Below are 26,476 nucleotides of genomic sequence, written 5' to 3'. Positions count from 1 at the left end.
GTGGTACACTTCTATTTTTTTATTATATCATATGATTTTGTGTATGAAAAAGACCTATTTAAATCGTTTTTAAGATAGTTCAAATAAATTTCTTGAGTATTTTACCTTTATATAAATTATTGAATATTTGAAATAAAAAAAGATAGGGCTACCCCTCATCTTCAATCAAATTAAATTCTATATTTATAGTATATAATTCATTACTTCTATCTATTTCAAATATTGATATTTCCATATCATATGATTTATTATAGGATTTATCATATATGTTCTTACATTTAATATTAATTGTACCCGCCTTAATATTTTTCCTAATATATATACCAGCTTCATTATTTTCTCTAAAATTATCTATAAGTTTACTAGATAATTCTCTAATATACATTTCAGTATATGCGTTTAAACCTATCTCAACTTCTTGTAAAGAAGAAATATATTCCTTCTCGATTTTAATATTTTCGTTTTCATCAAATTCATCAAAGAAATTATTACATACTTCTAAATCATCATCTGTTAAATATTCGGTTTTAACTATATTCTGAGGTTTTTCCCAAAGTACTTCTATTTGTATTGCTGCTTCTTTCCCTGCATTCACAAGTGTTAATTCTATAATATCTGAACATCTTGGCACTTCGCTTGATGTCTTAATTTCATTAAACATACAAGGACTACCATAAGTTTTATACAAATATGCATTTTTCTTAATAGGAATAACCTTAGGCTCTCTTTCCCTAGATATACTTTCTTTTAATTCTTCATTATCTTTTTTAGCCATTTCTCTAGTTATCAATATAGCACCTAATGTTGCTAACCCTCCAAATATACCACCTAAAAAACTGCCCCAAAAACTTAACCACTCACCATCTGTTGAATTATGTGTTCTTATATCCCAATATAACACCCTATTTATTAATAACGGTAAGCCAATACATATAATAAGAATTACTATTACACTTATAAATATGGTTAATATCTTATGCTTTTCAATCCAACTTTTATTTTTATTGTTTATCTTGCTCACTACTTTCCCCCCATTTCTATAATATATATTTTACCATTTTGTACAAAATAAAAAAATCCCCTAAAGGGGACCTTGAGTGACTAACGCCACTCTTATTTGTTATCATCATCTTTAGGATAAAAGTCTGCATCACAATTATGATATACCAAAATTATTATATCTTCTAATTCAATTTCTTAATCTTCTACATATTCAAGTATATCTCCTGGTTGACAATCTAAAACTTTACAAATCTCATTTAATGTGGAAAATCGAATAGATTTAGCCTTTCCAGTTTTTAAAATTGATAAATTAGCATTTGTAATATCTATTTTTTATTATACATAAAAGATGCTGTATCAAAAATATAGAAAAGAAGGTAACAACTATTTTAATTGCTACCTTCTAATCATCAATTCTTAAACTTTGATACACTAAAATTTTTAACTTGAGACTTAAATAACTGTTCAATCTCATCAACTACATTCTGTATCTTATTTTCATATTTTAAATCATAATATACATTTATCTCACCTATACTATTTACACTTATAGAATATTCTTTTCGCTCTATTATACATATGCTTCCACAGTCTGATAAATCATTCTTGTATATTGATTTTAACCGCCTTTTTATCTTGAGAAAATCTATTTTGGGGTAAATATTGTTTGGATAAAAACTTTTCTCTTGTGTTAACATATTATCACCTTTAACTCTACAATTTTTCTTTTACAAATTCTCTAGTCTTATCCATTGTTGACCATACATCATTACCATATAGTTGAGTAAATTTTTCTCCTGTAGTCTTACTCATTTCCTTCATTTTATTACAAGTTACTCCACCAATTACATACAAATTTTGTGTTCTATGTGGTTTATAGTCTTTTATATCTGTTACTAAGTAACTTTCTTTTTCTCTCTTATAATATAGTCCTAAAATGTCTGCTGATACTTTATCATCTCCAGAATAGACTATAGTATGTTTATATCTATTATAATTGTTTTCTTCTGCTGAACTTATATGTTTAGTTATAGCTTCTACTATTGCAGTAGCTAATTTATCAGCTCCTAAACTCAAATACTTATTTGCGTCTTCGGTGTCTACAAAGCATACTTCTATTAGCATACTTTTAGCTTTTGTTTTCTTTACTACATATAATCCACTTCCATCTTTTACGCCTCTATTTGTGAATCCCAGCTTAGATATATTTTTACAAACATCTACAGCATCTTGATACTGCTTACCTTTATATGTGTAAACTTCGCATCCTTTGCCACCACCTGCATTGAAATGTATTGATATGAACCAGTCTAAATCTTGTCTATTAGCTTGTGCAGTTATTTTAGACAGACACTCACTTTGTGTAGATGCCTTATCTATAGTACAATCGACTACATTATTGCCTAGTTTTTTTAGTTTATCTATTACTTTGTATCCTACGTTTCTCGTCTCTAAAGACTCGCTTATTATTCCTACTGCTCCACTCCCTGCTCCTGTTTTTGTATGCCCACAATTTATACCTATTTTCATTATTCATTTTCCTCCTTCAACTGTTTATAAGTTTGATTTATACCTATTGATATTCCCCAACAAATCACGCCTTGTAAGACTGCATCAGCATTTAATCCTAACATCCATATTGAGAAACCCACACCAAGTACTAATAGTACTACTGGAATATACTTGTTATCTAACTGTTTATACTTCTTACATCCAACCCCTAAAACATAAAGAGCAGCAACTAAAATTAGCAACTGCTCTGGTATAAAACTTATTAAATTATCCATCTCTTAACCTCCTAATTAATTAAAATAATCCTCTTTGAATAGCAAATATAAAGAACCCTACTAGAGTTGTAATTATAACTCCTACAAGCCATTTAAGTACTCCTGTTAGATTCTTTATATCACTACATAAGTTTTGTATTTGTATAGCAAACTTTGCTTGCTCAATCTCTATTCTATCGATTTGTTTGCCATGCTCTTTTACTCTTGTTTCAAGTGTACTTATTTTCTCCTTCACAAGTTCTTCATTCATGTAAGCCTCCTAATTAATTGAAATAAAAAAAGAACATTGCCTATGCTGTAGGTTCTGCTCCTTCTACCACTCCACTATGTTCAATTATATAATCCTCTACTGCTTTTCTGTATTCTGTGTTAGTTACGTCATCTAATTCAAATTCTCGATTTTTTAAAGGGTTTAAGCCTTTGTTCAAAATCCTCTCTGCTAATATTCTTACCACAATATTATTTATATTCATTATAATAGTCCTCCTACTTTTTCATTTTCGTTTAACAAAATTTGATTTTCTAACTCTTGCATTCTCTTTTCTTCTTCGCTTAAATAGATTGGAATATCTTTTAAAATAAGTTCTTTTGTTGTTGGATTTATAGATTCTATATACTGTTTACTATAGTCTATACTTCCAAATTCAACATCTAAGTAATGTAACTCTGTTATTGCATCATGTTCTAAAACATTACCTGTTGCTTCACCTGTTTGGAATATTATTTTCCCATCTTGATTATAAATTATTCTATTTTTTCTATTCATATTATTTCCTCCATTTTTTTAAAATGTATCGAATGCACTCCACCACACTGCACCTCCAAAAGTTATATATGCTGGATTAATTGGAGCTTTAGCAATAATTTTGGCTTCAATAGTAAAACTAGATTTACTAATATTAGTCATGTAAACTCGCATAACAGCACGTTCTACGCCATCTATTTCAGTTACAACATAATGTTTGTCATCGAAACTGCTAAGAACAGGAAGTTTCATTTCTAAATTATCTGCATCTACTAAATATAAATTTCTAACTATAATTAGTTTAGGAATAAAATCTAAATTTATAGGGATTGTAATTGGACAACGTTTGTTACCAGTCACAAAAGTACCACTAGCGAATTTAGCTCTTTGACTTAATTGATTAGTTAATTCTGTTATCCTATTTTGAAGTTGTAAAACACTAGCATCTGAACTATCAAAACTCGTTTTAATCTTCTCTGACAATTCAACTAAAGTATTATTTAAATTTGCTTCTATATTCTTTAATGCTAAAGTATTTATAATACTTGTTTTACCATTCCTAAATCCTTCTCCAATCTCTATCAACTTAGTTGATATGTCTTGTAGTGTTGCATCAGATTGAAGCGGCATTATCTCTTTGCTTATACTTAAAACTTTCTCAGCAGTTGCATTTTCTGCATCTGTAGCAACTATTTTTAATGTGTGTATTGCATTGTCTACAAGTTCATAGTTTATAGTTTTTTCTAAATATAAATCTGTTGTTATTGTTTCTTTTAATACATCATCAATAAACCACTCTATTTTACTTAAATTATTATCTGTGTCTATTGCTGTAAATGTTGTAGAAGTGGAATTGTAAGAATTTATATTTAATTTTGGTTTAGTATTACCTTTTGTAAATGTAACTGTTTTAGTTAAAAATATACCACCATCATTCGTGCTAAGTTCTATAGTTATATTGTTTCTAGATTTAAAACTTAATTTTGATAAATGTTCTTCTGTTAAGTCTATAGTATAGTTTGAATCAGTTGTATTATACTTTTCACCTATAATAACATCATTTAATTTATAGACTATTTTAAATCTTGTAGTAGGGTCAATATCTATTATTTCATAATTTATACTACAAGCATAACTAATATAGCCTAAGTCATTACTTATAGAAATTACAGGGTCTGGTATAAGTTCAATGGTTGTATCTTGTCGAATAACACAATCTTTTACAATAACTTTTTCATTATTTGATAAATAATATGCTTCAAACGAATTAATAACAACTTTGGTCTTTTCAGGAATATTTATATTTTTAACATCACTTAAATTATAACTAGCATAATAATTTCTATCTTTAAGATAACAAGGACTAATGTGTATATCAGATTCAGAATAACAGCCCCTTCTTTTTTTAATAGTTCTTTGAATAACATAAAATGCCAATTATTTCACCTCGCTTTCTACATTGGTATTAGATTACTATTTATACTAGATATAATACTACTTCTATTACCTTTTATTTCTTGCATCACTTCTTTTAATGCTCCCTCAACATTGTCACTTTCAAATAAGTTGTCTGTATCTTTTATACTTGTTTTCTCTGCTGTTGTTTCTATACTATCTACACTAGTTTTTACCTCGTTTAATGCACTAACTATATTTGTTTTATCTGTTGTATTAAGTTGTGTTGTATCTCCTATTTTTCCAATTAACTCTGTTTTAGCAGTTTCTATGTTGCTTGTTAATTCTGTTTTGGTTGTATCTATTTTAGTGTCTAAATCTTGTATATCTTTTAAAGTTGCTAGAATGACAGTAGGGTCTACTTTTAGATTGATATTAGCTACATTAGATACAACTAATATTACTTTTATTAATAGTTCTTTTACAGTCCCCGAATCTGCTTTAGGTTTGTATGTTGCTGGATAACTAGAAACTGCTAATAATTGGTCTTTAGAATCAAATAGACCGACCTCTCTTACTTCAAATCCTCCAACATCGCCGGGTATAAATTTTTGTATTACTACCCAGTTAGGATTATCTTTATCTCCTTGTGCATGTTCAAGTGTACTTTCCCAAACCACATTTTTTAGTGCTGTTTGGCTCTCAGTTGGAGTATAAGAACTCCCTCCTCCATCTCCAACTTTTATCTTTGCAAAATCTACTTTTTCGCCTGTAATACTTGCATTTGCTATCGCTGCCTTACCAATGTCAGTTACTAGAGTAAAATATTGTTGTTCTGCCAATTTTATCACCTCATTTCTATTTTTTAGGATACAATGTTACTTTTTCTAATGCTCTATCATTTCCACTACAAATAGCTATTTCTCCAAAACTTTCTAAATTTCTAGGTACATAAGGATATATTGTAACTGTTTCCCCTGTACTAATTGTTGCACCTGCATAAATTCCACTTTTATCAAATAAAACTCTCTCGAATTTGTGTTCAAGATGTGCAGGTTTTATTTCTTCTATTTTCTTATCTAATTCTAAAATAGTGTTATAACTACAATCATTTGTTATAAAACTAAGTGTAAAACTAAATAGATTACTAAATACTTTTACGTCTACATCCGTTTTGGTATATGCTTCTCCTATCGCTTTTATAACCTCTATAGTAGTTGTACCCTTGCCCCTCATTTTTGCTTTTATATTGCTTCTTCTATCTTCTATATTTAAATCAAATCTATTTTTAATAGATAAAATATTCTCCCAATAATCCAATCCCCATGTTGCTGTGTCAACAAAAAACTGGTCAAAAGTATCGTCATATGTTTCTCTAAGTGTGCTCAGTTCTATGTCATAAGCTTCTTGTATTTTACTAGTAATAGAATTGTTATAAAAAGAAGGTAGTTTATCAATTAATTTCATTAAACTACCACCTCGCTAAATTCTAATGTCGTCACACTTGGTACTTTGTCTTCCTCAAAAGTTATATTTTCAGCTTTATTATTTAATAATAAATTACTAAAGTCATGTAGACCTTCTGTACTTGCAAGTATTGCACTTACTTTAGTGTAAATTATTTCTTTATTAACATTTATTAGATAACTATTAATGCTCTCTAAGAAACTTTCTTTTACAAAATCTAATGTATATCCTGTTTCTAATTTTATAGATGCACTTATACTTATATCTAAAATGGTTGGAGTTAAAACAGTTAACGCAGGTCCTATTGGCATTTCTTCCTCAATGTGTTGTTTACATCTTTCAATTATTTCTGCATCAACAGCTTGATTATTTTCTCCAAAGATTAAAACTTTTACCGTTCCTGGACCATCCCATCTCGGATAAATTTTAGCGTTATATACTCCTTCAACTTCTAAAGCCCATGCTTCATAGTGTGCTTTATTTCCACTTGTAGCTTGATTTTGTATCTTATAGAATCTTTCTTTCAATTCTTCGTCTGTTTCTATTTCTGTACCACCCTTAAAATCTAAATTATTATAAATTCTTGTTATACTGTTTATTTCGCCTTGTAGCTTAAATTCAGTATTCGCAGGTATATTATATCTAATTCCAATTTCTAAAGCCTGTACGGGGCTTATATTTTGTTCAATTTCTGAACTAATTACTATATCTTTAATTACTACGAATAATAGCTCATTGTAAGATATAATAGTTCCGTTTGGTATGACTGTTCCGACCTTCCCCTCGAATGTCACCTCTCCAGTTGCTTCTGTTCCTAACTTTCTATATACTCCAAACTCATTTACCCGTTTATCAAGAAAATCATCAAAATTATCTTCAATAAAAGCTTTCTTGTGAAGGTAGGAAAGTTCTATATAGAATTTTGCTAATTCTGCATTAACAGGAGATACCATATCACTTAAAAAAGAACCTTCACCCTTATAGACTTCTAAATCTATATTAGATAAGGTCCTATTTTTCACAACATCATAGGTTTGACTACTATACATTAACTTCCACCTCCCCATAAATTGTTGAAATTTCTATATCTACACTTAGTAAATCATCTGTAAATCTTGTATTTGAAACATTAACATCTAATATATATGGATTAACTAGTAAGGACTCTTTTATATATCTACTAGCTTCACTTTCTGTAAGCCCTTTACTATATTTCTGACCTATTAGTTCAGCTAATTCTGTCCCATAACCCCAGCTATAAATTTCATGTTCATATCTATTGGTTTTAATACATTTATACACCCAAACTTTTATTGCTTCATTTCCTTCAACAACTTTAAAATCTCCATTTTCTAAAGTAGGTTCATCTTTTTCAAAGTTCCAAGCTACTTCTCTAAATAATTCTAATTCTTCTGTTTTCGGCATTTCATAGTCTTCTGGTACACCTATAAAAGGAAATATTGTATTAGACATTATAAACTCACCAACTTACTTACAATAGCAAATTCATCACCTATTTTAAACATTATTACCATATCTCCAGATTCAAAAGTATCTATAAATGGATTTTTTACTTCATGTTTGTGTTCTTGATTGGTTTCTGTATCAAATGATTCTATCTGTCTATCAAGCATCCAACTATCTATTAAAATATCTTCTTTTTCTAATGTAATGTTATTTGTCTCTATTTTTAAATCTGGTAATTTACTTTTAATTTTTCCAATAAAAAAAGAAGGTTCATTGTAATGTTTTCCTTCTTCTCTTATTATTCCTATAAATTCATTGATTGAATTAGCCATTATCTCACCATCCTTTTTATAAAACTCTCCTAGCTGTATTAAAATCTTTTCTACTACTTAATTTACTTATTCTAACATTTTTCCCTGTCGTAGGTGCTTCTATAAACTCTCCATTGCCTATATATAGCCCGACGTGGCTAATTGGATTATGGAAGAACACCAAGTCTCCTGCTTGTAAATTATTTTTTTCTACTTTTTTACCTTTTGTTGCTTGTTGTCTTGAAGTTCTTGGCAGATTAACATTAACTTTCTTAAAGCAATATACCATCAATCCCGAACAGTCAAAATTACTAGGTCCATTTCCACCCCATTTATAAGGCTTCCCTAGATGTTTTTTAGCTTCTGCTATTACTGTACCTGCTTTTCCTGTTGCATTTGTATATCCTGTACCATCACCTATAATTATAGTTCCTTTTCTTCTTCCAAATTTATTGCATTCTTCTTTACTAGACATTAATATATCTATTTTATATACTCCATTAACTACTTTAATAGCTCCTCCACGGTCTGTAACTGTATATGTTTTCCCGTCTATTTTTGTCCCTGCACATTTTGCTTGAATTTTTGTCTTAAATTTAAGCTGTGAAGGTGCGGCACAAGTGTTATTGCTAGGCACAAGTCTTTTGCCATCCATAGCTTGATAGTATCCGCCCTCCATAGCATTGTTTGATGGATAATACGCTGTAAATTCTGCTTTTACTTCTCTTCCATTTAGTGTACCTTCTCCATTCAAATCTGAACTTTCTTCCTTTTGTTCGTCTTGTCCTGCTGTCTTTTCATCCATGATATTTTGAAAGTTTAAATCTAGGTCTATCTCATAATTTCCACTACTGTCCCAATTATGTTTATCTGTATCTATATAAAACAGCCCTACTAAACCAGTATAAGAATCTTTTACTTTTACACCTCGACCAGTTATACAACTTACATCACCATAGCCTTTTAGGTTGCAAGTCTGCTCTATTCCTTTGAACTCGCTTTCAACATCTACGCTACTATTTTCTTGTTGCTGTATAACTTTTTGCATAATTACTCCAACATCTTTGAAAATCTCATCATTAACCTTTTCGCTAATTTTATTCCCATATTGGTCTACAACTAATACCTTGTTTTTTACATTCTCCATACTCTCTGAAAAACTCGTGTTAATAAGATTAGACCCTTCTTCAAACATAACATTTAGTGTAATAGTCCCTTTTTCAATGATATTAAATTTATCTAAATTAGACTCTATCATATACTTTTTCTTCGTTGTCTTACTAGCCTCTGTATATGCACTCATTATGGTATCATAACCAGTTGTGCCTATATACATTTTTGTATGTTTTACTCCAGTCTTAGGTATGTTTCCTATTACAAGTTTATTGTCATTAAATACTTGTTTTGCAATATCTTCAACTAATTTATCTTTAAAGTTGTATGATACTTCACTTTGAGTAAGTAAAAACCCCATATCTTTAGATACAAAACTAATACTATTATTACTTGAATCTTTAGACCTATTAATTATCATTCCTCTAAAGAGTTCTTTCTCATCTACATAGAAACAAACTGTACTAGCTATTGGTATATTAATTTGCCTAAAATTAATATCAGAAGCTGACTGTACTATAGAAAACTCCAGTGTCCTTGATGGGGACTTATAATCGCCTGACCAAGTTACCTTTTCTACTATATCTGTTATGTTGTATATAGCTCCATTTTTTATATGGACCTGTAATTTTATATTATTAATCTAAATCACCTTCTTGTCTTTTCGATTTATAAGTGATTAATTTATGTTAAAACCTTTAAATGGAGATAATTTTAAATCAGTCAATTTACTTAACTTTAAAAAAGTATCCCAAAAATCCGATTCTCTATTATCTCCAAAACATTTATCTAAGTATTTGCAATCTGTACATGGGAAATCTAAGTTTTTTTCATTGTGCATAAAGCTTTTTATAGCTCCAATTTGTATAAACTTGCCTATACAATACAAGTCTTTTTCTGTTAAATCCTCTTTCTGCAACTCTATCACCTCACTTAAGGAATTGTTAACACCCAACCATCTTTTATAATATCTGGATTTTTAATAAGTTTTTTATTTGCATCATAAATTTTCTTCCACAAATCCCCATTGCCATAATATTTTTTTGCAAGTGACCAAAGACTATCGCCTTTACCTACCTTATGTGTTTTTTGCTTAGTATCAAATCCTTTTGTTAGAGGAACATTTTTTACAGAAGATAACTTTTCATTATTATTAGTATTTACTTTAAGTATCTGTATTCTTTTATATTCTTTTAGACTTAATGTAAAATACACATCCCCTGTACAATCTTTTTCTTCATATTGAAAATCTGTTATAATACATTCAAAATTTATATTTGTTTCTGTAACTGTAAACCTTAATATAAAACCTTCATTCATCCATCTTTGAATTTTATTTACACAGTCATATGGTGATGGGAAGCCTGTATAATCACAGTAACTTGTTTCATTCTTAGGAAAGAAACTAGATATTTCTGTAGTTCTTAAACCTACACCTCCAAACACTGCAATTTCCCCTAGTTTTAATACATTTGAGGTATTTACTATTGCTTTGCTGTTTATCTCAAAAGAAGATGGAAAAACAGGAAATCTAAAAGTGTCATTTGCTTGTCTAATCCACATTTCCAATTACATCACCTCTATATCTATTCTAAAGATATTAAAAACTTAGCTTCATCAATTATAGTTTTTTCAAAAGCTTTATCCAAATTTTCATACCTAGCAATATCTTCTTCATTGTTTGAATACTCATGTATATCTTTAATTAAATTTTCTTTTGCTTGTATTAAGAAATTTAATCGCTTTAATGAGCCAATAAACTTTATGCCTTTATTCAACACAATCACCTCCATAATAAAAGCACCTACTTGTTAAAGTAAGTGCTTTATATATTATAAATTTAATAATTCTTTTTTCTTAGCATTAAATTCTTCTTCTGTTATCGCTTGAATGTCTAGCAATTCCTTTAATGTTCTTATTTGCTCTAATGGGTCATTATTTTGTTGAACAGTATCATCAATTTGTTTTCCTAAATCTTTTTGATTTCCATTTTGAATTACTGAAAATGTAGATAATATCTCTTGTGCAATATTATAATTAGTCTTATAAATAAAAGATGTTTTCTTAGTCGCCGAATTAATTAAATCTATATATATTGCAGGCATATTTAGATTGTTCAATGTTATTTTTATTTTTAGACTGTTTATTATTGCTTTAGTTTCCTTTTTCCCAGTTACACCTCCAACTACAGCTCCTACGCCCCCAAACAGGATTCCTCCTGTTAAAGCTCTACCCAATCCACCTTTTATCAATGTTTCTCCATCTTCTAATAATTCATAATCAATAACATCATCAAATAATAAAACTTCTTGTGCCAATTTTCCAAACTTATTAGGAATTAAAAACTTTCTTTGTGACTCATCTATTTCTAAATAAGTCCCTATCTTTTTAGTTGCGTTAAAACTTTCTACTTCCTTTGCTCTATTTTCATTTTTTTCAATAACATTTACAACATCTTCTTTTGTTATTTCTTTATTTTTCTTACCTAATGTAACTAATCCAATACCACATTTATCAACACATTTTTTGCAAACATATCCATCTTTTATTTTAAGTCTACAAGATTGTTCTTCTCCACAAATAACACATATTTCATTTTTACCAAATAATCCCATATATTTATTTCCCCCTTAAAATATAGCAATTTATACTACGATTATAGCATATATTGCTATATTTTAGGGGTACATGTTTCTATACACCACCTGCTAAATTTAATTTTATTTCTCTTACCAACATCTTAGTTAATTTAGTCATATCAGCTTCTTCTTTAACTGTAACATCACCCCAATTTATATTTATAGTGATATTATTATTTTCTTTATTATTTGTAGTTTTGCTCTCGCTTTTATTAATAGTATTTTGTTCAGTTCTTTGAGCTATAGCTTCTTTGTACTTACTTGTATAGTCACTTTCTTCAAGTTCTTGTGGTTTATACATTCTTTGTGTTAAGTTACTAATTACGTTATTAATATTATTTTTTAGGTTTGGTAACTCTTTCTTTATACCTACCCAAATTCCTTTTGGTAGATTTATTCCTATTATTTTTTCCATTATAACGGATGGAGAATGTACTCCAAATCCATTTTTAAATCCATCTATTACGCCCTTTGCAAAGTCATTTACCTTACCTTTTAGCCAATCTCCAGCTCCTGTAATACCTTCCCAAAGCCCTTTAACAACATTTTTACCTATATCTAAAACTTTCTTAGGTAAAGATTTTAATGTATCCACTACTGTATTTATTAATTTTTTAGCTCCTTCTTTACCTTTTGTTGCCATTTGACTTCCCCAGCTCACTACTTTTTGAACTGTATTTGTAAGCCAAGTCCATACACGACTAGGTAAAGTAGTAAAGAATGTTACTATATTATTTATAATCATTGAAGTATATATTTGAGCAGAAGTTAACATTGCGATACCCCATTGACCTATTTTTTGAACTGTACTTACTAACCAAACCCAAATTTTATTAGGTAGTTGAGCAAAAAATGTTGCAACAGTATTTATCCATATCGGAATGTTTGTAAATATATATGTGTAGCAACTTATATACCAAGCAATTATTTTTCCTAATGCATAACCAATTTTTGCAGGTAATTGCCCAAACCATACTCCAATATTATTTATCCATGTTGGAATAGTTTGTGTGAAGAAAGCTACAATAGCATTCCAACCACTTATAAAAGTTTGTTTTATATTGTTCCACAGTTCTCCAAACCACTGTCCTGTATTTGAAAAACTTGTACATAAGTCATTCCAAGCTCGAGGAATTGTCTGAGTAAAAAAATTACATATACTACCCCAAACTTTTGTTGCTGTTTCTTTTATCTTATTCCATGCATTTATAACAAAATCTCTAAATCCTTTGTTTGTATTCCAAAGTACTACAAGTCCTGCCACTAAAGCAGTTATAGCAATTATAGCAATACCAATTGGTCCTCCTAACAAGGCACTAGCTTTTGCCAATAATAATGTCCGAGCTTGCGCAAGAGCCATTTTCCCAGTTAATACTCCAACAAGAATTTGGAATCCACTTAACACTGTACCAGCTTCTGCCATGCCAACCATGTAGACTCGAACTGCTAATTCAGCTGCAATCCAAGCTTTTTTTAATGCAACAACACTTTTGACAGCACTAGTCATTATAGAAGCTGCTTTTATGCTTACAAAAATACTTGCAATAGTAGGTCCATTTTTCAAAATCCAACTAAGACTCTTAATCATAGTTGGTAATGCCTTTGTTGCAATTTTTATAATTGCAGATGTTAAATCTCCAAAAGATTGTGCAATTTGCGAAATACCTGCTTTAAGTGACCCACTTGAAAACTGTTTATCTAAGTCACTTAAACATTGTATCCCTGTTTCAGCCGCATTTTTAAGAGGTTCTTTTAGTTTACTATATATCTCTATACCCAGATTTTTAAAACTTTCTTTTAATATTCCCACTTTAGATTCTAATGTATTAGACATCTTTGCATATGCACTTGAAACAACATCAACTTGTGTAGACATAGCTTTTAAATTATTAGTATATTGTTCTGAATTTTGACCAGAAAGTGCGAGTGCAGCTTTCCCTGCTTCAATACTACCAAACATATCTATTAAGCTTTTTTTATTCTTTTTAGCACTTCCATCCATGAGATTTAAAATTTCATTAAGTGGCACTCCTGCTTGCATTAATTCTTTAAAAGATTTTCCTGCATATTTAGTCCCTTTTGTGGCATCTAATAAAGACTTATTTGCTACTGTACCAGTTTTCCCAAGCTCAGCAAGTAAACTATTTAATTGTGTTGTTGCTTGTGCTGTAGGTGTTCCTTGTGCTGTCATATTGGCAAGTGATGCTCCTACCTGTTCAAAACTAAAGCTCATTGCTGATGCAGTTGGAGTCACTTGAGCTAATGTTGCTCCTAATTCTCCGACTGTAGTGATACCTTTATTTTGAGTCTGCATCATAACTTTGTGTACTCTATCTGTTTCTGATACATCCATTTTATAAGCATTTAATACTTTTGCAGTAGCAGTCAAAGCTGTATCTATATCTGTAAATCCTGCTTTAGATAATTTAGCATTTTTAGTCATAAAATCCATTGCTGAACCCATATCTTTTGTCACAGGAATACCCGAAGATAAAGCATTATATAAACTTTCTCCAATGGAAGATGCCGCAATTCCTGTATTTTTAGATAACTCTAATACTTTATTATTCAAGTTTTCTGTATCTACTTTAGTGTCTCCAAACATTGTCGAAGTCTTAGTCATTGCAGTTTCAAATTCTGCACCTGCTTTAGATGCAGAAACTAATCCTGCTCCTATTCCAGTCACAATCCCTACTCCTGCTATTTTAGCTGCATTGCTTACTTTTCTAAATTGTTCTTGTAATCTTTCTTGTGCTTGTGATGTTGTATTAGTTTGATTTTGAAGGGCTCTAGTAGCATCTCTAACTTGTCTTAGCGTCCTACTAGCTTCATCTCGCATTCTTATAACAGCTTCTAAAGCTCGACTTCCTGCTGACATACTCTACAACCCCTTTCCAAAACTTTTTATTTCTTCTATTCTTTCATCTATTTCTTGATACATAAAAGCTCTAATTACATGCTTTTCACCATATTTAAGTTTAAAAAAATCGGCTGGCATCATATCATGATATCTAAACATTAGATACATTAAATTGATTTCTCCATCCGATTTGATTAGTTTTTTATTTTTTCTTCTATTTCCTTATCTTTTTTGTTATCATCTCTATACCCATTTAATTCACAAATTTTATCATATAATTCGTTTATTTCCCCTGCAAGTAACATTCTTCTTAAAAGTTCTTTTGGTGTTGGAGATTGAAAATGTTTTAATAATTTATCATCTTTAAATAAATTACATGATGCTAGTATTACATTAGATTTCATTTTAAAATTGTCTAAATCCTTTAAAGAACCTTTTTCTATTTTTAAACCACTAGTTTGAAGCTCGTCAAAAAATTCTGGCTCTATTGCTTTACATTCAAAGTTCACATCTATTCCTAGTTTCTTACAAAACATTGTATGTGTTATAGATGGCATTTTTACCTTATCAGCATCTAAACTTAATAACAAATCTACAATATTTTTTACCTCTGTCATTTCTTTTTTATCTACTATTTCTTTTTCTAATTTATTTTCACTCATATTAATTCTCCTTTTATTCTTAATTATTTTTATACTGCATCAAGCAACTCAAAGTCCTCGAATGTAAATGATGCTTCTTGCTCTCCTTCTTTTCCATTTTCCCAATCAATAATTGAAAGTCCATCAAAACTTACACCAGTTAGACAAATTCTTTCTGCTCCTAATGCGTCAGGGTCATCTAATTTACTAACAATAGTAAATTTAGGTTCTCTGCCCTCTTTTATAATTTGAGTTATATATCTCAACATCCTTGAATCTACTTTATATAAAGTTAAAGACCCCTCTGCACTTGCGCCTATAACTTTTTGACCTTTAATCATTTTGCGAGGTTTTACTATTTCAGCTTTATCTAACTTTATTTCAGCTTTCATAGCCTTACATTCAGAAACTTGCACACCATCCAACCAACATTCTCCATAAGTTCCATTCATCACTTGATTTGATTCATAACTTGTAGCCATTTTTTCACCCACTTTCTAAATCTGAACTCTTATGTTTATATCTTCCATTGCATCCACTAATTTTAAATTTATTAAATAAAATCCAATTGAGCCAGTACTATAACTTTTTATTTCATTATCGTTCATTTTGCTTGTATCCACTTTTTTGCTTTCTAAATATTCTTTTTGCTTTTCTATATCAATTTCGATTGTAAAATTAGAGTCAATTAACTCTTGTTTTGCTAATTCAGTTAAATAAGATTGTACAGCTACTATAAATAAACATTTATTGTCATAAGTGTTTGGACATTGACGTAAATACTTTTCTACATAAATATTTTTTATATCTTTACTTATTAAATCTTTTGTATCAACAAGCTTGATTTTTTGAAACATTTCTCCTTTTTCTGCTGTTAGAGTTGTAAGAGAGTTTACTCCCCTAGCAATCCTTATAGCCCCTGACAATCTTCTTAGTATTAATTCTCCCGATTGTACTTTAGCGTCTGCACTAGCTTTGTCTATCTTTGTAATAGATTCAACTTCATCAAGAGGTGCATAAGTAATTGATTGTGTGTTTGGAGTAGAAGCTATAAGAGAAGCTATCCTAGGCGTATATTTTTCTGCTGTTATTTCTTCGCCATCAACTGTTACATTTTCAGTAAAATTTATAACTGCTTCATTATCAGCTTTAATATTTGCTAATACTGCCTTAGCTTCTGTACTTTCTTCTTCTCTTATTTTCTTAATCCAAGTCGCAATTTTTATTTTTTCTGCTTCTATAGCTTCTGGCATACATAAGTAATTAAATTCTACAGATTCTAATTCTTCTAGTATATCCTCAACTTTTCCATCTTCTAAGAAAGTACTTATAATAACTTTGCTTGGTTTTAATACCTTCTCGTTATCAGTAGCCCCTGCAAATCCATATTTAATATATTTTTTATTATCATCACTTAACGAGGTTGGCATATCATCTTCGCTTGTAAGCTCTTTATACATCTTTGTTGTATCTTTCAATATAATTGCTACTATTCCAGCTCGAGAACGCTGTATAAAGCTTGTAGCCAGTTCTTTAAATTCTATATTTATATTAACTAATCCAGCCATTTAATCACTCCTTCCTTTAAATCTCATATTTAATTCTTCCATCAACTCATGTTTTTCTTCTTCAAAATAAATTTGTTCGTGATAATTTATAGATATAAGAAATTGAACATAATTTCCTATTTCATCTTTTTCTATACTTACATTTTTCTTACTGAAAGTTAAATATCTATCTTTTACTTTTATATTTCTAGTGAATATGTTCTCTAATTTATTTAGAATATCAAATAAATCTGTTTTTTTCTTTTTCCAGTCAGGCAAATATTTTATATCAACTAAAAAGCTTTTTATGTCAGTCTTTTTAGTCGCTGTCTGCACTATTTCTGGCAATATCTGCACAAAAAAACAAGACTTTTTATTGTCTTGTATGTTATATCCTTCTACAAATATATCTTCATTAAAATTTTCAGATATTTCTTTAGTGAATGAGTGTAGTATATCTTTGTAACTTAACAATACATCACCTCTAATTATAAAAATCTATTATTATTTGATTAAGTTCATTGTCAATTATACTGTTTATTTCATCAACACTTTTTGCTAACATAAAAACACCTTCAACAAACTGTATACCACCCTGCTTTGGTCTATAGTTTTCGCTAGTGCCTGTACCTTGTCTAGTTCTATGCCCAAATTCTAGATGTCTAATATATTCTGTATTATTAAATACAACTCCATCAAAAGTACCAAGCTCCTTATATTGCCAATTCTTTCTCGCTGTTCCACCATTTTTTTCAGCAACTGGTGTTTTCTGTTTTACTTTTCTAAGAAGTTGATTACCTATTTTGTTTTTAGCTTTTCTAATGTTCTTAGTTAACTCTTTTTCTTGTCTCTCCAAATCTCTTATCAAGTCATTCAGACTATTAAATTCTATCATTAGTATCTTTCCTTTAGAGTTAGATTAGTTTGGAGGTGGCTTGAATAAGGAAATGGTTTAGATGCAATAAAAGTTTCTACATTTCCATTTTCTAAAGTTATATCAAGTATATCTCCAACTATCAAATCTACTTCAGGTCTGCAATATAATTCAAACGCTGAAATAGAGTTTGTTATATCTGTATCCACGATATTAGGTATATTTCCATTTAAGCCACAAGGCACACCTTCTGCAATTACAACATTCTCGTTAAAATCTGTAACCCCTGTGTCTTCATTTTTAATACTTATACATCTTCTTATTGTCATTTTGCAAAAGTAAGTCAATGCTAATATATCTGCTTCTGCCATGTTACCACTTCACTTTTCTAAAATTATTTAAAATATTCTTATCCTTTTGAGATAGTTTTATTTCCATCAACTCATCTGTTGTTTTAGCTGTTGCAACATTATAATTTACAGAATAACCACCACGAGAAATTGAGCTAATTTTACTATTATCAGCAATGCTGACTAATACAGTCTCTTTTAATTTAACAATCACTTTATCTTCTATAATATTTTCAAGAGTAGGATTAAGTGTTTCTATATTGCAGTATGCAAGAACTAGAGTAGTGTATTTTTTAATGTACAACTCTATTAAACTATCATAAGTATCATCTTTTAAATTTAAAATTAATTTTATATTATCTAGCATTTAATCACCTCGAATAAAAATAGAGAAACTAAATATTATTTAATTTCTCTATTAATTCATCTTTTTTCAGCTTTGAATAACCTTCTATACCATTTTCTTTTGCTAGGTTTTTCAGTTCTTCAATACCCAAATTTTCTATATTAATATTTTTCTTATCTTCTAATAACTTAAATCCATCATACATTAACTTTTCTTTTTCAGATGTATCATTAACTATTTTTTCTATGTTATCTCTTATTAATCTATACATAATTTATCTCCTTTAGGCTACTGGTTTAGCATCTTTGAAGTTAGCATATACTAAGTTAGAACTAAGTTTAGTAACCCATAATTCATGGTATCTTCTGTAGTCCATAGACCAAGCATTGGCTTTTTGATTAGTTAAAGGGTCAAAAATTCTCATTTGGTCTTGTTTTGTTACAGCTATAGGAATATCTCTACCTACTATTATAAAATTGCAATCAAGAGCTTTTGTACCTTTTACATACCCACCTTGTCTTTGACCTTCTGTTTTACCATCATATAAAGTTATAGATGAATACATACGATTTTGAGGTGTGACTAATAATGGACAAAAATCTATCGTTGGTACTTTTGTAGTTATTCCTCCTTTGCTAAAATCAATAGCCGTTAATTTATCCAATACTTTTTCTTCTATGGCTTCTAATGTATCATAAGTTAAATGTACTACAAGTTCTCCAATATATCCAGTTTCTCTTATTATTTTTATCCCTCTTTTTATTTTGCTTATAACAGTATCTTTATCTGGTGTATATCCATATTCTACATTAGTATCATTTTCAACCCCTATAGCTACTGTAGCTAACTTACTAAGTCTATAAGCATCTATTTCGGGAACTACTTTTGTCCTTTGGAATTTACCCATTATATTACTTGCAGTTAATGTAAAATTAGTTTCATCAACATCATTTGGGTCTATTGTAAATTTTCTCCCTCTATCTTGTGTCATAGTTTTAGTTTCATAACCAAACTTTATATCTCCATCAGCATATCCTTCTGATGAACCTCTGTTATAATCCCCTAGTCCATCAACTTCCAGAGAAGGTATTTTTATTTCCTTACCTCCATTGTATATTACCTTTCCTGCATTAGCATCCATCCACCCTGTTAGAAGTGTTTGTATTGCTGATTCATCAAGTGTTTGTTGTATAATTGGTGCATATTCTATTGCATTTGCCATTTTAACATCTCCTTTATTTTAATTATATTTGTCCGTTTACTGCTGCTTTTATCTGTTCTGCTGTAATTTCTGATGAAGCTTCTCCACTACCACCTGGCACATACTTGTAAAAAGATTGTGCATTTGTTTGTTTAGTAGTTTCAGTAGTGCTAGTTTCAAACAAATCTTTGTAACTCTCTTGTAGTGTTTTTAACTGTTCTTCTATACCTGCTACCTTCCCATCTTCTCCTACAGTTATCTTTTCTAAGTCAAACTTATTTGTTAATAAATCAGTGTGCTTAGCTTTGTTAGTTAATAAAGCTTTCTCAACAGCACTTAATTTCCTTGTTTTCAAACTTTCATTTTGCATTTTCTCAACTTCTATCTTATGATTCTCTTCTATCTTTTTAATTTCTGTTTGATGCTCTGTTTTAAGCTTTTCTACATCTTCTTGTGTCATTTTACTATTAAAGCTTTTTATAGTCTTATCTGCTTCTTTTAATTGCTCATTCACTTTGTTGAAAGTTTCCTTAGGTACTGCATATTTGGGAAATTCAGTATTAACACTTTTTAATATTTCCTCAATATCAAACTTATTTTCTTCGATTTTAATACTTTCTAATATTTTTCTTAACCATTCCATTTAATCATCATCCCTTCTTATTTTCTCCATAGATTTTTATAGTTGTTCTCCAACTAAAGGAGTTTCTTTGTTCTTTATGCTCTACAACTTTTTTAAAAAGAGCAAAATAAAAAAGCCCTTATAGACTTTTATCTAACGATTTATTTAGTTCTTCTTTTACCTTCTTTAAAATTTCATCAGAAACTTTATCTATATTAGCTTTATTTTCTTTTTTTAATCTATTACAAAGAATACTTACACTAAGATTAGCAATACAATTAATAACGATTTGTACTACACAAACTACAACTATAACTTGAGTTAATATACACATTAAAATCACCTACCTTTTTATCTAATAATCTATCTTAATTTTTCCTTCTTTAGCAAAACGTGCTTTTATATCTTTAGATGCTATCTCTCTTATATACTCCAAATCCTCATTAGAAAGTTGTTTTTTAGGACTTTCTATTTTTATTTTTATTTCATTAAGCTTTTCTTTTCCAAATACTCTATTTAAATTTTCTTCTAATCTATATACTACTTCATTAAATGTTTCAATTTCTTTTGTAGCACTTTTTATATTTTCCTCAAAATCTGTTGTATCCAGTTCCAACTTAGCTGAAAGCTCTAATTTATTTTTCTTGTTGTTATCTTCATCAACATATCTATGTCCTCGTTCTAAATTTTCAGCATAGTTTGTTAAGTTTTCAATAGTTGCAGTATGTTCAATCTCTTCATATAACTTCTCAAATTCACTAAATGTACATGAATAAATCTTGCCTTCGCTATCTTTTATAATAAAATCTCCACTAGTTGCCCTAATAACTCCATTTTTAAATTTTATACAGATAGTTTTCTTTACTTCTTCTTTAAGATTCATAGAGTTTAAAGATTCATCAAGCCATATAGTTCCCTCCTCGAAAGCTTGATAAAACCATTTAGGAGTATTAGGACTTCCTAATATCCATTTGAAGACTTCTACTTCCTCTGATTTCTTTTTAAACTTAGCCATATTGTTTATCCTCCTTTAAATTTTTACACAATAAAAGCACTTACTATTTAAACTTAACAAGTGCTCCTTATACAACTTCTATATTTTTTATTACATGTTCCTTATACCATTCATTATAAGTCAAGTTTGCTGGAACTTCATATGTTTTACCTTTTAGCAGTCGTGCTGTTCTCATTTCTCCTTCTTCATGTGGGAAATATGGGATAGTTGTACAGCGACATCTTGGATGTATCGGAGGATAATTTTCTCCTTCTTTAGCTTCTTTAACTAAATATACTTTCATATCTACATTTCTACATCTTTTACAAGTGTTATCCTGTAATGTAGCTAAGAATTGATATTTATCTACTCTTTGACTTTCATATGCTCTTTTATCAGCTTCTGACATAAAATGAGAATGTTCAGTTTGAACTAATCTTATTGCATTTTCATAGCTAGAGTCCATTCTCTGAGACACTCTATTAGCAATATTTTTCAAGCTTTCCCCTCTTATAACCATTTGAGTAATTTCTTCTTTGATAACTTCACTTAATAAATCTCTGTTTTTCCATATCCTTTGAGAAAAGTTTTTACCACTCCAAGGATATGTAATTATATCCTTTAAAGCTTCTCTATCAAGCTTAGTGAAGCTTACCCCAACACCAACGTGTTTTTGAGTTTCATATATACTCTTATAGTAACTATCTTTCACAGATTCTTCTAATAGCTTTTCTACTCTATTATTTTGAATGTCGAATGTATTATTTATCTCTTTAGATATTTGGTAGAATAGTTCTTCTAACCTGTTTATTCTGCTTTTCATAGCTAATGTATTAAGCTCTAACAGTAATCTTTCATCACTTGTTTGTTCTATTAATTTAATATATTGTTTGATGTCCATGCGCCATGTGTTAAATTCATTATTAGTTAAATATTTTTGTGTTTCTGCATATGTTAATTTATTCTGTTCGGCATATTTATAAAATAAATTAGCAATTTCTTTCTCTATATTTTTCATTGCAATTTTATATTGTTTATCTAGTTCCTTTAATACCTCTTTTTCTTCTTTCAATCTTGAATTTAATCTTTGCTTTTCTCTTTCTTTCCAGTACTCAATATTATTATTCAAATAACTTCACCTCTATTCAGTAAAGTTATTATAATCATCAGACACTTTTGAAGCTTGTATTTTCTTTTCTTCTAAATAAAGTCTTTCAGCTTCTTCGGGGTCGTCAATCCAAGGATGGTGCCTCAAAATAATTTTAGTTGGTATTATGCCAACTGACTTGGTTGCTATATCTGCATCCTCTAAGTCATTAGACATCATGTTTCTTGTATAAGTCTGTTGTATTTTTTTATAGTCTGTAATTCCTAAAAAATATAGTATAGCCTTAATCAGCTTATCAAAAGAGGTTCTAAACTCGGTTTCAAGGAGTCCAGACTTTAATTCTAACTTTCTATAAAAGAATTTAAGTGCTACACCACTTGCATTACCAAAATTTTCAGTATCCTGTTGTAACCCTTGACCACTTTCATATATTTGTTTTTTAAGTATCTCTAATATCACCTTTCGAGCTTCAACAGGTATCTCTATTTGCATAGTTTTAAGACCACCACTATCGCCTTCGCTGTCTGTTTCAGTTTTTATTGCTTTATATCTCTTCAATTCATTTAAAAATTGTGCTGTATCCTCTCCACCATAATTTTCTAAGATGTATATTATTTGCTGTATATCCTCTAAATCATTTGCAAATCCACTCATTATCTTATCGTATAAATCCAACACTGATTTATATTTTGATAAGTCGCTTTGTTTTTTTATGTTGTTAGCAAATTCAATAAAAGGAACTGAATTAAATCTATGTTGTACTGTTATATGCTCTATTTGAGAACCGCAACATGTTACTCCAAAAAATTTATATTTATCTAATATTTTATCTGTCCAAAATTCAACATAAGTATATACCTGCTTTTGTATTTGACCTTTTACATCCTCTAGCTGAATATAATATCTTATTACAGCTTCTAGCTCTCTTTCAATACCATTTCGATATATAGCAATAATTTCTTCTGTATTGACTACACCATATTTAAATGTTTGATTAGTTACCTGTTCTCCACTATATTCTTCATCTATCCAGTAGTGAAGCCATGCAGTACCACAATTACTCGCTTCTATTGCTAAATTCTTAGCTTTTCTAGTGAACTCATTCCCTAAAATATCTGCTACTTTCTCATTTAATTCTTTATTATTGTCAATGTCGAATAAAACTGGATAAGTAAACATATAAGAAGCTTTTTCATCAACAAGTATCTCATGAAAGTTATGACTAATTCTATTGTCAGCATTTCGCAAAGGATTTTCGTCTCTATTTTGAACAACTACACCTTTTTTCAATATATCATTTTCATTATAATAATATGATTTAGCTTGTAATATCTCTTGCCTTCTAGCTATATCAGCACTTATTATTGCTCTTATTTTTTCTAACTCCACATCACCACCACCTATATTACTTAAATTATTACTTAAATACTGATAATCCTTGACCTTTCAGTGCCTTTTCTGCAACCCCTGTCAAAGCGTCTGGTGCATCATCATGTTTGTTCTTACCTTCTCTTTGATAACTCACCATAGCCTTATAAAACTCTATCCACTTATCTCTCCAATTAATTGGAAAATATATATGTTCCATTACCCAACTACTATTAGATAAAATTCTAGCATTTTTATTTTTCGACTGATGAAACCATTTAATAATCGTTTTATTGCTTTTAAACTTTTCTTTCAATATTCTTTGTACATTTCTTGCAAAAGCTCTACCACCACTATTACTTTCTATATCAGCTTTGTTAACTTCATTATTATAGAACATCTTAGCTGTTTTATACTCTGTTATTTCCATACTTTCCTTAGTGTATAAAACATCTAGTATATAAGCTTCTTTGTTATACACTCCATAAACTATAGAACATAAGTAATCTGCTCCCTCATCTGCTGTATCTACATAAGCTTTAATAGATGTAAATAGTAGATTGCCTTCATCATCAGTAGGAAGCTTCTCATATGTCTTAAACTTAGTGTACAAGCATCCTTTAAGGTCAATAGGCTCTTGCTGGTAGTTAGCACTCGCAATATCCTCGCCCATAGCTCTCACTTTAGATTTATAACTCTTTAAAGATAATACTTCTTCACAAAGCATATTTCCATCTTCCTGTAATGCTTTCATATTAATATGTCTTACTTTCTTGCCTTCTTCTTTATAATGTTCTAATGCTCTACCAGCTAAATCTTTACTAGACCATCTAGTCATTATAATTATTATTTTCCCGCCTTCTTCAAGTCTTGATAACATAGTATTAGTAAACCAATCCCAATGTTTTTCAAGAACATTCTCATTATAAGCTTCCTCTGCATTTTTAATTAAGTCATCTACAATCATCAGAGAACACCCAAAGCCTGTTGCTGTACCACTCGGAGAGGTCGCCAAATAATTATTATAACCACCTTCCAATGACCATAAATTCATAGCTCCATCACCATGTTTTATTTTTGTGTTAGGAAATATATCACTATAGATAATAGTATCTATATCAGCTTTTTCTTCTTGAATAGCATTTCTAACATTCTTTGAAAACATGGTTGAAAGAGTTTCATTATAACTACCAGTCATTATTTTTTCATTTTTATTTTTACCTAAAATCCATTCTACGAATAAACTTGCACTTCTACTTTTCCCATGCCTAGGTGGCATATTTATAATTAAAACTTCATCATCTGAATAATAAAAATCTTGAAGCTTATTACAAGTTTCAACTAAATACTTTCTATCTTTTTTATAAAAGTTTGGAGCTAATAAATTGCAAAAATAAAAGAACTCACGTCTTGCAAGTTCCTTCTTAGCTTCTAGTGCTATTAACTTATTATCAATCATCTAAACTCGCCAACCTTTTTAATTCTTCTAAAGATAATTCTTTAAACATATTTTCACTTTCATTTTGACCTAGATTATTATTTTCTAATTCAAATTTCTTTCTATCTATCTTCATTTTCTCTAATGTTTCAATACACTTTCTTTTTTTGTCTTGTATTTTAGTTAGTTCAGCTTCTAATTTCTGTATAACCTCAAACGTAGAAACACCTCTAGTCACCATTTCTTCTTGAACTTGACCATTTTTTAATACATTACCTTTAATTTCTAACCTTCTTTTGTTAACACTTTCAAGGCTTATACCATCCGTTTTTTCAGTGTATTCTTTTATTCTAGACATATGTCTATGTTCTCTTATAGTAAGTAAATCTATTTCTAATTCTAAATCATATATTTTATCATTACTTTTATTTTTTATTAACTCTAACTCTTTGTCAGTTAAAGTATCAAAATAAATTTGTTCAAAGATACCATGCTTAAAATTATTTTTATTCCTTAATGGAGCACCATGTCCTTTTGCATTAGAATTGTTAGGCTGACCACCTCTTTTTGCCGAACGCTCGTTATTATTTTCCGAACGTTCACTATCCCAATTATAAGTTTTCTTCCACCTTCTTACTGTTCCATCTGGTATATCTAATTTTTTAGCAATCTCAACTAATTTCAGACCTTTTAAATATAATTTTCTTGCTTCTTTTTCTTTCTTATTTGGTGCTCTAGCCACATCACCACCTCATTGTTTCTATATTCGTTTGAATCATATTTTTTATTTATGAAGCTTATTTATCTATTTTTACTTCTTTACTCTCTCTTGTAAGTATATAGAAAAATGGTGTATCTGCTAAAGCTAAGAAGAACTTAACAATGTACTGACTCATTATCATAGTTATTAAGCTTGGTACAGTACCCCAAAATCCAATCGTAATGAAAATAGCTGTATCAATTAGTTGACTCAACATAGTACTAGCATTGTTTCTTAACCATTTATGCTTTCCTCCAAATTTATTTTTTAACTTATGAAATATAAATACATCATTGCTTTGAGCTAATATATAAGCTGTTAAACTAGCTAATACAAATCTTACATTCTGCCCTAACACTACTTTTAGATTACTGCTATACTCTGTTGCAAAACTCGCACTTGGAAGGACTATAGCTATTGTAATCAATAAAAGGCTGAATA

Annotated in this window: 37 protein-coding genes and 1 pseudogene; all 38 read right to left on the bottom strand. The window is 29.5% G+C overall.

Annotation, left to right across the window (positions count from 1 at the left end; genetic code table 11):
• Window positions 1–148: 148 nt before the first annotated feature.
• The gene (locus KGF39_RS15075) at window positions 149–1,021 is read right to left on the bottom strand and encodes a hypothetical protein (protein ID WP_227822928.1); all 873 of its coding nucleotides are present in this window, start codon (window positions 1,019–1,021) and stop codon (window positions 149–151) included.
• Window positions 1,022–1,197: 176 nt separating this feature from the next.
• Window positions 1,198–1,335: pseudogene (locus KGF39_RS15070) on the bottom strand (helix-turn-helix domain-containing protein); the annotation flags it as partial.
• A 77-nt stretch (window positions 1,336–1,412) separates the two neighbouring features.
• On the bottom strand, window positions 1,413–1,700 hold the full coding sequence (locus KGF39_RS15065) for a hypothetical protein (protein WP_227822927.1): 288 nt from the start codon (window positions 1,698–1,700) through the stop codon (window positions 1,413–1,415).
• A gap of 16 nt (window positions 1,701–1,716) precedes the next feature.
• Window positions 1,717–2,532: an N-acetylmuramoyl-L-alanine amidase gene (locus KGF39_RS15060; protein WP_227822926.1), complete on the bottom strand. Its 816-nt coding sequence runs from the start codon at window positions 2,530–2,532 to the stop codon at window positions 1,717–1,719.
• Window positions 2,532–2,789, bottom strand: a complete 258-nt coding sequence (locus KGF39_RS15055) for a phage holin family protein (RefSeq protein ID WP_227822925.1) — start codon at window positions 2,787–2,789, stop codon at window positions 2,532–2,534. Before KGF39_RS15055 ends, KGF39_RS15060 begins: the two co-directional genes overlap by 1 nt.
• 19 nt (window positions 2,790–2,808) lie before the next feature.
• On the bottom strand, window positions 2,809–3,039 hold the full coding sequence (locus KGF39_RS15050) for a hemolysin XhlA family protein (protein ID WP_227822924.1): 231 nt from the start codon (window positions 3,037–3,039) through the stop codon (window positions 2,809–2,811).
• Window positions 3,040–3,079: 40 nt separating this feature from the next.
• Entirely contained in the window at window positions 3,080–3,262 is a 183-nt protein-coding gene (locus KGF39_RS15045; protein WP_227822923.1) for a hypothetical protein, read from the bottom strand.
• A complete protein-coding gene (locus KGF39_RS15040) occupies window positions 3,262–3,555 on the bottom strand; it encodes a hypothetical protein (protein ID WP_227822922.1) in 294 nt (97 codons plus the stop codon). Before KGF39_RS15040 ends, KGF39_RS15045 begins: the two co-directional genes overlap by 1 nt.
• An 18-nt stretch (window positions 3,556–3,573) precedes the next feature.
• Window positions 3,574–4,971 (bottom strand): hypothetical protein, encoded by a 1,398-nt coding sequence (locus KGF39_RS15035; protein ID WP_227822921.1) that lies wholly within the window; start codon window positions 4,969–4,971, stop codon window positions 3,574–3,576.
• A 17-nt stretch (window positions 4,972–4,988) separates the two neighbouring features.
• Window positions 4,989–5,780 (bottom strand): phage tail protein, encoded by a 792-nt coding sequence (locus KGF39_RS15030; protein ID WP_227822920.1) that lies wholly within the window; start codon window positions 5,778–5,780, stop codon window positions 4,989–4,991.
• Window positions 5,781–5,787: 7 nt separating this feature from the next.
• A complete protein-coding gene (locus KGF39_RS15025; RefSeq protein WP_227822919.1) occupies window positions 5,788–6,396 on the bottom strand; it encodes a putative phage tail protein in 609 nt (202 codons plus the stop codon).
• A complete protein-coding gene (locus KGF39_RS15020) occupies window positions 6,396–7,445 on the bottom strand; it encodes a baseplate J/gp47 family protein (RefSeq protein WP_227822918.1) in 1,050 nt (349 codons plus the stop codon). The genes KGF39_RS15025 and KGF39_RS15020 overlap by 1 nt, the downstream gene beginning before the upstream one ends.
• Window positions 7,438–7,869, bottom strand: a complete 432-nt coding sequence (locus KGF39_RS15015; protein ID WP_227822917.1) for a DUF2634 domain-containing protein — start codon at window positions 7,867–7,869, stop codon at window positions 7,438–7,440. The genes KGF39_RS15020 and KGF39_RS15015 overlap by 8 nt, the downstream gene beginning before the upstream one ends.
• Window positions 7,869–8,195 carry a DUF2577 family protein gene (locus tag KGF39_RS15010; protein WP_227822916.1) on the bottom strand — a complete coding sequence of 109 codons (327 nt, stop codon included), beginning with the start codon at window positions 8,193–8,195 and terminating at the stop codon, window positions 7,869–7,871. Before KGF39_RS15010 ends, KGF39_RS15015 begins: the two co-directional genes overlap by 1 nt.
• Window positions 8,196–8,211: 16 nt before the next feature.
• A complete protein-coding gene (locus KGF39_RS15005; RefSeq protein WP_227822915.1) occupies window positions 8,212–9,708 on the bottom strand; it encodes an NlpC/P60 family protein in 1,497 nt (498 codons plus the stop codon).
• Window positions 9,709–9,966: 258 nt separating this feature from the next.
• A complete protein-coding gene (locus KGF39_RS15000; protein ID WP_227822914.1) occupies window positions 9,967–10,215 on the bottom strand; it encodes a hypothetical protein in 249 nt (82 codons plus the stop codon).
• A 5-nt stretch (window positions 10,216–10,220) separates the two neighbouring features.
• Window positions 10,221–10,850 (bottom strand): LysM peptidoglycan-binding domain-containing protein, encoded by a 630-nt coding sequence (locus KGF39_RS14995; RefSeq protein WP_227822929.1) that lies wholly within the window; start codon window positions 10,848–10,850, stop codon window positions 10,221–10,223.
• A gap of 23 nt (window positions 10,851–10,873) precedes the next feature.
• On the bottom strand, window positions 10,874–11,065 hold the full coding sequence (locus KGF39_RS14990) for a hypothetical protein (RefSeq protein WP_227822913.1): 192 nt from the start codon (window positions 11,063–11,065) through the stop codon (window positions 10,874–10,876).
• Window positions 11,066–11,119: 54 nt separating this feature from the next.
• Complete coding sequence (locus tag KGF39_RS14985) at window positions 11,120–11,902, bottom strand: SHOCT domain-containing protein (protein WP_227822912.1); 783 nt, start codon at window positions 11,900–11,902, stop codon at window positions 11,120–11,122.
• Between the two features lie 79 nt (window positions 11,903–11,981).
• Entirely contained in the window at window positions 11,982–14,804 is a 2,823-nt protein-coding gene (locus tag KGF39_RS14980; protein WP_227822911.1) for a phage tail tape measure protein, read from the bottom strand.
• Between the two features lie 3 nt (window positions 14,805–14,807).
• Window positions 14,808–14,945 carry a hypothetical protein gene (locus KGF39_RS14975; protein ID WP_162495475.1) on the bottom strand — a complete coding sequence of 46 codons (138 nt, stop codon included), beginning with the start codon at window positions 14,943–14,945 and terminating at the stop codon, window positions 14,808–14,810.
• A gap of 35 nt (window positions 14,946–14,980) precedes the next feature.
• Window positions 14,981–15,448, bottom strand: a complete 468-nt coding sequence (locus KGF39_RS14970; protein ID WP_227822910.1) for a phage tail assembly chaperone — start codon at window positions 15,446–15,448, stop codon at window positions 14,981–14,983.
• 29 nt (window positions 15,449–15,477) lie between these two features.
• Entirely contained in the window at window positions 15,478–15,921 is a 444-nt protein-coding gene (locus tag KGF39_RS14965) for a phage tail tube protein (RefSeq protein WP_227822909.1), read from the bottom strand.
• 3 nt (window positions 15,922–15,924) lie between these two features.
• Window positions 15,925–16,995 carry a phage tail sheath subtilisin-like domain-containing protein gene (locus KGF39_RS14960; protein WP_227822908.1) on the bottom strand — a complete coding sequence of 357 codons (1,071 nt, stop codon included), beginning with the start codon at window positions 16,993–16,995 and terminating at the stop codon, window positions 15,925–15,927.
• Window positions 16,996–17,448 carry a DUF6838 family protein gene (locus tag KGF39_RS14955; RefSeq protein WP_227822907.1) on the bottom strand — a complete coding sequence of 151 codons (453 nt, stop codon included), beginning with the start codon at window positions 17,446–17,448 and terminating at the stop codon, window positions 16,996–16,998.
• Window positions 17,449–17,458: 10 nt separating this feature from the next.
• Window positions 17,459–17,869, bottom strand: coding sequence for an HK97 gp10 family phage protein (locus KGF39_RS14950; RefSeq protein WP_227822906.1), 411 nt, complete (start codon window positions 17,867–17,869; stop codon window positions 17,459–17,461).
• Window positions 17,869–18,219 carry a hypothetical protein gene (locus KGF39_RS14945; RefSeq protein ID WP_227822905.1) on the bottom strand — a complete coding sequence of 117 codons (351 nt, stop codon included), beginning with the start codon at window positions 18,217–18,219 and terminating at the stop codon, window positions 17,869–17,871. Before KGF39_RS14945 ends, KGF39_RS14950 begins: the two co-directional genes overlap by 1 nt.
• 1 nt (window position 18,220) lies before the next feature.
• Window positions 18,221–18,565 carry a phage head-tail connector protein gene (locus KGF39_RS14940; protein WP_227822904.1) on the bottom strand — a complete coding sequence of 115 codons (345 nt, stop codon included), beginning with the start codon at window positions 18,563–18,565 and terminating at the stop codon, window positions 18,221–18,223.
• A 28-nt stretch (window positions 18,566–18,593) separates the two neighbouring features.
• Window positions 18,594–18,815, bottom strand: coding sequence for a Rho termination factor N-terminal domain-containing protein (locus KGF39_RS14935; RefSeq protein WP_227822903.1), 222 nt, complete (start codon window positions 18,813–18,815; stop codon window positions 18,594–18,596).
• A gap of 12 nt (window positions 18,816–18,827) precedes the next feature.
• The gene (locus tag KGF39_RS14930) at window positions 18,828–19,766 is read right to left on the bottom strand and encodes a hypothetical protein (protein WP_227822902.1); all 939 of its coding nucleotides are present in this window, start codon (window positions 19,764–19,766) and stop codon (window positions 18,828–18,830) included.
• A gap of 22 nt (window positions 19,767–19,788) precedes the next feature.
• Window positions 19,789–20,388: a phage scaffolding protein gene (locus tag KGF39_RS14925; protein ID WP_227822901.1), complete on the bottom strand. Its 600-nt coding sequence runs from the start codon at window positions 20,386–20,388 to the stop codon at window positions 19,789–19,791.
• Between the two features lie 118 nt (window positions 20,389–20,506).
• The gene (locus KGF39_RS14920) at window positions 20,507–20,701 is read right to left on the bottom strand and encodes a hypothetical protein (RefSeq protein WP_131038520.1); all 195 of its coding nucleotides are present in this window, start codon (window positions 20,699–20,701) and stop codon (window positions 20,507–20,509) included.
• A gap of 21 nt (window positions 20,702–20,722) precedes the next feature.
• Window positions 20,723–21,382, bottom strand: coding sequence for a hypothetical protein (locus tag KGF39_RS14915; protein ID WP_227822900.1), 660 nt, complete (start codon window positions 21,380–21,382; stop codon window positions 20,723–20,725).
• Window positions 21,383–21,449: 67 nt separating this feature from the next.
• Complete coding sequence (locus KGF39_RS14910; RefSeq protein WP_227822899.1) at window positions 21,450–22,490, bottom strand: minor capsid protein; 1,041 nt, start codon at window positions 22,488–22,490, stop codon at window positions 21,450–21,452.
• 12 nt (window positions 22,491–22,502) lie between these two features.
• A complete protein-coding gene (locus KGF39_RS14905) occupies window positions 22,503–23,858 on the bottom strand; it encodes a phage portal protein (RefSeq protein ID WP_227822898.1) in 1,356 nt (451 codons plus the stop codon).
• 28 nt (window positions 23,859–23,886) lie between these two features.
• Complete coding sequence (gene terL / locus KGF39_RS14900; RefSeq protein WP_227822897.1) at window positions 23,887–25,296, bottom strand: phage terminase large subunit; 1,410 nt, start codon at window positions 25,294–25,296, stop codon at window positions 23,887–23,889.
• Window positions 25,289–26,017, bottom strand: a complete 729-nt coding sequence (gene terS / locus KGF39_RS14895; protein WP_227822896.1) for a phage terminase small subunit — start codon at window positions 26,015–26,017, stop codon at window positions 25,289–25,291. Before terS ends, terL begins: the two co-directional genes overlap by 8 nt.
• A gap of 55 nt (window positions 26,018–26,072) precedes the next feature.
• Window positions 26,073–26,476 (bottom strand): queuosine precursor transporter (locus KGF39_RS14890; RefSeq protein WP_227822895.1); only part of this gene is annotated, 404 nt, incomplete at its 5' end.

The organism is Clostridioides sp. ZZV14-6345 (assembly GCF_020657775.1).
GTDB lineage: Bacteria > Bacillota > Clostridia > Peptostreptococcales > Peptostreptococcaceae > Clostridioides > Clostridioides difficile_D.
The sequence above is the reverse complement of the archived record's forward strand: the minus strand, read 5'-3'. Positions and strand labels throughout refer to the sequence as shown.

Coding starts and splice junctions, on each gene's coding strand:
- KGF39_RS14995 (WP_227822929.1), bottom strand. CDS start 10,850: ATGTGGATTAGACAAGCAAATGACACTTTTAGATTTCCTGTTTTTCCA.
- KGF39_RS14985 (WP_227822912.1), bottom strand. CDS start 11,902: ATGGGATTATTTGGTAAAAATGAAATATGTGTTATTTGTGGAGAAGAA.
- KGF39_RS15010 (WP_227822916.1), bottom strand. CDS start 8,195: ATGGCTAATTCAATCAATGAATTTATAGGAATAATAAGAGAAGAAGGA.
- KGF39_RS15015 (WP_227822917.1), bottom strand. CDS start 7,869: ATGTCTAATACAATATTTCCTTTTATAGGTGTACCAGAAGACTATGAA.
- KGF39_RS14975 (WP_162495475.1), bottom strand. CDS start 14,945: ATGTTTAGATATCATGATATGATGCCAGCCGATTTTTTTAAACTTAAA.
- KGF39_RS14980 (WP_227822911.1), bottom strand. CDS start 14,804: ATGTCAGCAGGAAGTCGAGCTTTAGAAGCTGTTATAAGAATGCGAGAT.
- KGF39_RS14950 (WP_227822906.1), bottom strand. CDS start 17,869: ATGATAGAATTTAATAGTCTGAATGACTTGATAAGAGATTTGGAGAGA.
- KGF39_RS14960 (WP_227822908.1), bottom strand. CDS start 16,995: ATGGCTGGATTAGTTAATATAAATATAGAATTTAAAGAACTGGCTACA.
- KGF39_RS15065 (WP_227822927.1), bottom strand. CDS start 1,700: ATGTTAACACAAGAGAAAAGTTTTTATCCAAACAATATTTACCCCAAA.
- KGF39_RS15020 (WP_227822918.1), bottom strand. CDS start 7,445: ATGTATAGTAGTCAAACCTATGATGTTGTGAAAAATAGGACCTTATCT.
- KGF39_RS14970 (WP_227822910.1), bottom strand. CDS start 15,448: ATGAGTGAAAATAAATTAGAAAAAGAAATAGTAGATAAAAAAGAAATG.
- KGF39_RS14930 (WP_227822902.1), bottom strand. CDS start 19,766: ATGGCAAATGCAATAGAATATGCACCAATTATACAACAAACACTTGAT.
- KGF39_RS15005 (WP_227822915.1), bottom strand. CDS start 9,708: ATGATAATTAATAGGTCTAAAGATTCAAGTAATAATAGTATTAGTTTT.
- KGF39_RS15045 (WP_227822923.1), bottom strand. CDS start 3,262: ATGAATATAAATAATATTGTGGTAAGAATATTAGCAGAGAGGATTTTG.
- KGF39_RS14920 (WP_131038520.1), bottom strand. CDS start 20,701: ATGTGTATATTAACTCAAGTTATAGTTGTAGTTTGTGTAGTACAAATC.
- KGF39_RS14925 (WP_227822901.1), bottom strand. CDS start 20,388: ATGGAATGGTTAAGAAAAATATTAGAAAGTATTAAAATCGAAGAAAAT.
- KGF39_RS14915 (WP_227822900.1), bottom strand. CDS start 21,382: ATGGCTAAGTTTAAAAAGAAATCAGAGGAAGTAGAAGTCTTCAAATGG.
- KGF39_RS15050 (WP_227822924.1), bottom strand. CDS start 3,039: ATGAATGAAGAACTTGTGAAGGAGAAAATAAGTACACTTGAAACAAGA.
- KGF39_RS15055 (WP_227822925.1), bottom strand. CDS start 2,789: ATGGATAATTTAATAAGTTTTATACCAGAGCAGTTGCTAATTTTAGTT.
- KGF39_RS15040 (WP_227822922.1), bottom strand. CDS start 3,555: ATGAATAGAAAAAATAGAATAATTTATAATCAAGATGGGAAAATAATA.
- KGF39_RS15025 (WP_227822919.1), bottom strand. CDS start 6,396: ATGAAATTAATTGATAAACTACCTTCTTTTTATAACAATTCTATTACT.
- terL (WP_227822897.1), bottom strand. CDS start 25,296: ATGATTGATAATAAGTTAATAGCACTAGAAGCTAAGAAGGAACTTGCA.
- KGF39_RS14940 (WP_227822904.1), bottom strand. CDS start 18,565: ATGCTAGATAATATAAAATTAATTTTAAATTTAAAAGATGATACTTAT.
- KGF39_RS14935 (WP_227822903.1), bottom strand. CDS start 18,815: ATGTATAGATTAATAAGAGATAACATAGAAAAAATAGTTAATGATACA.
- KGF39_RS15060 (WP_227822926.1), bottom strand. CDS start 2,532: ATGAAAATAGGTATAAATTGTGGGCATACAAAAACAGGAGCAGGGAGT.
- KGF39_RS14945 (WP_227822905.1), bottom strand. CDS start 18,219: ATGGCAGAAGCAGATATATTAGCATTGACTTACTTTTGCAAAATGACA.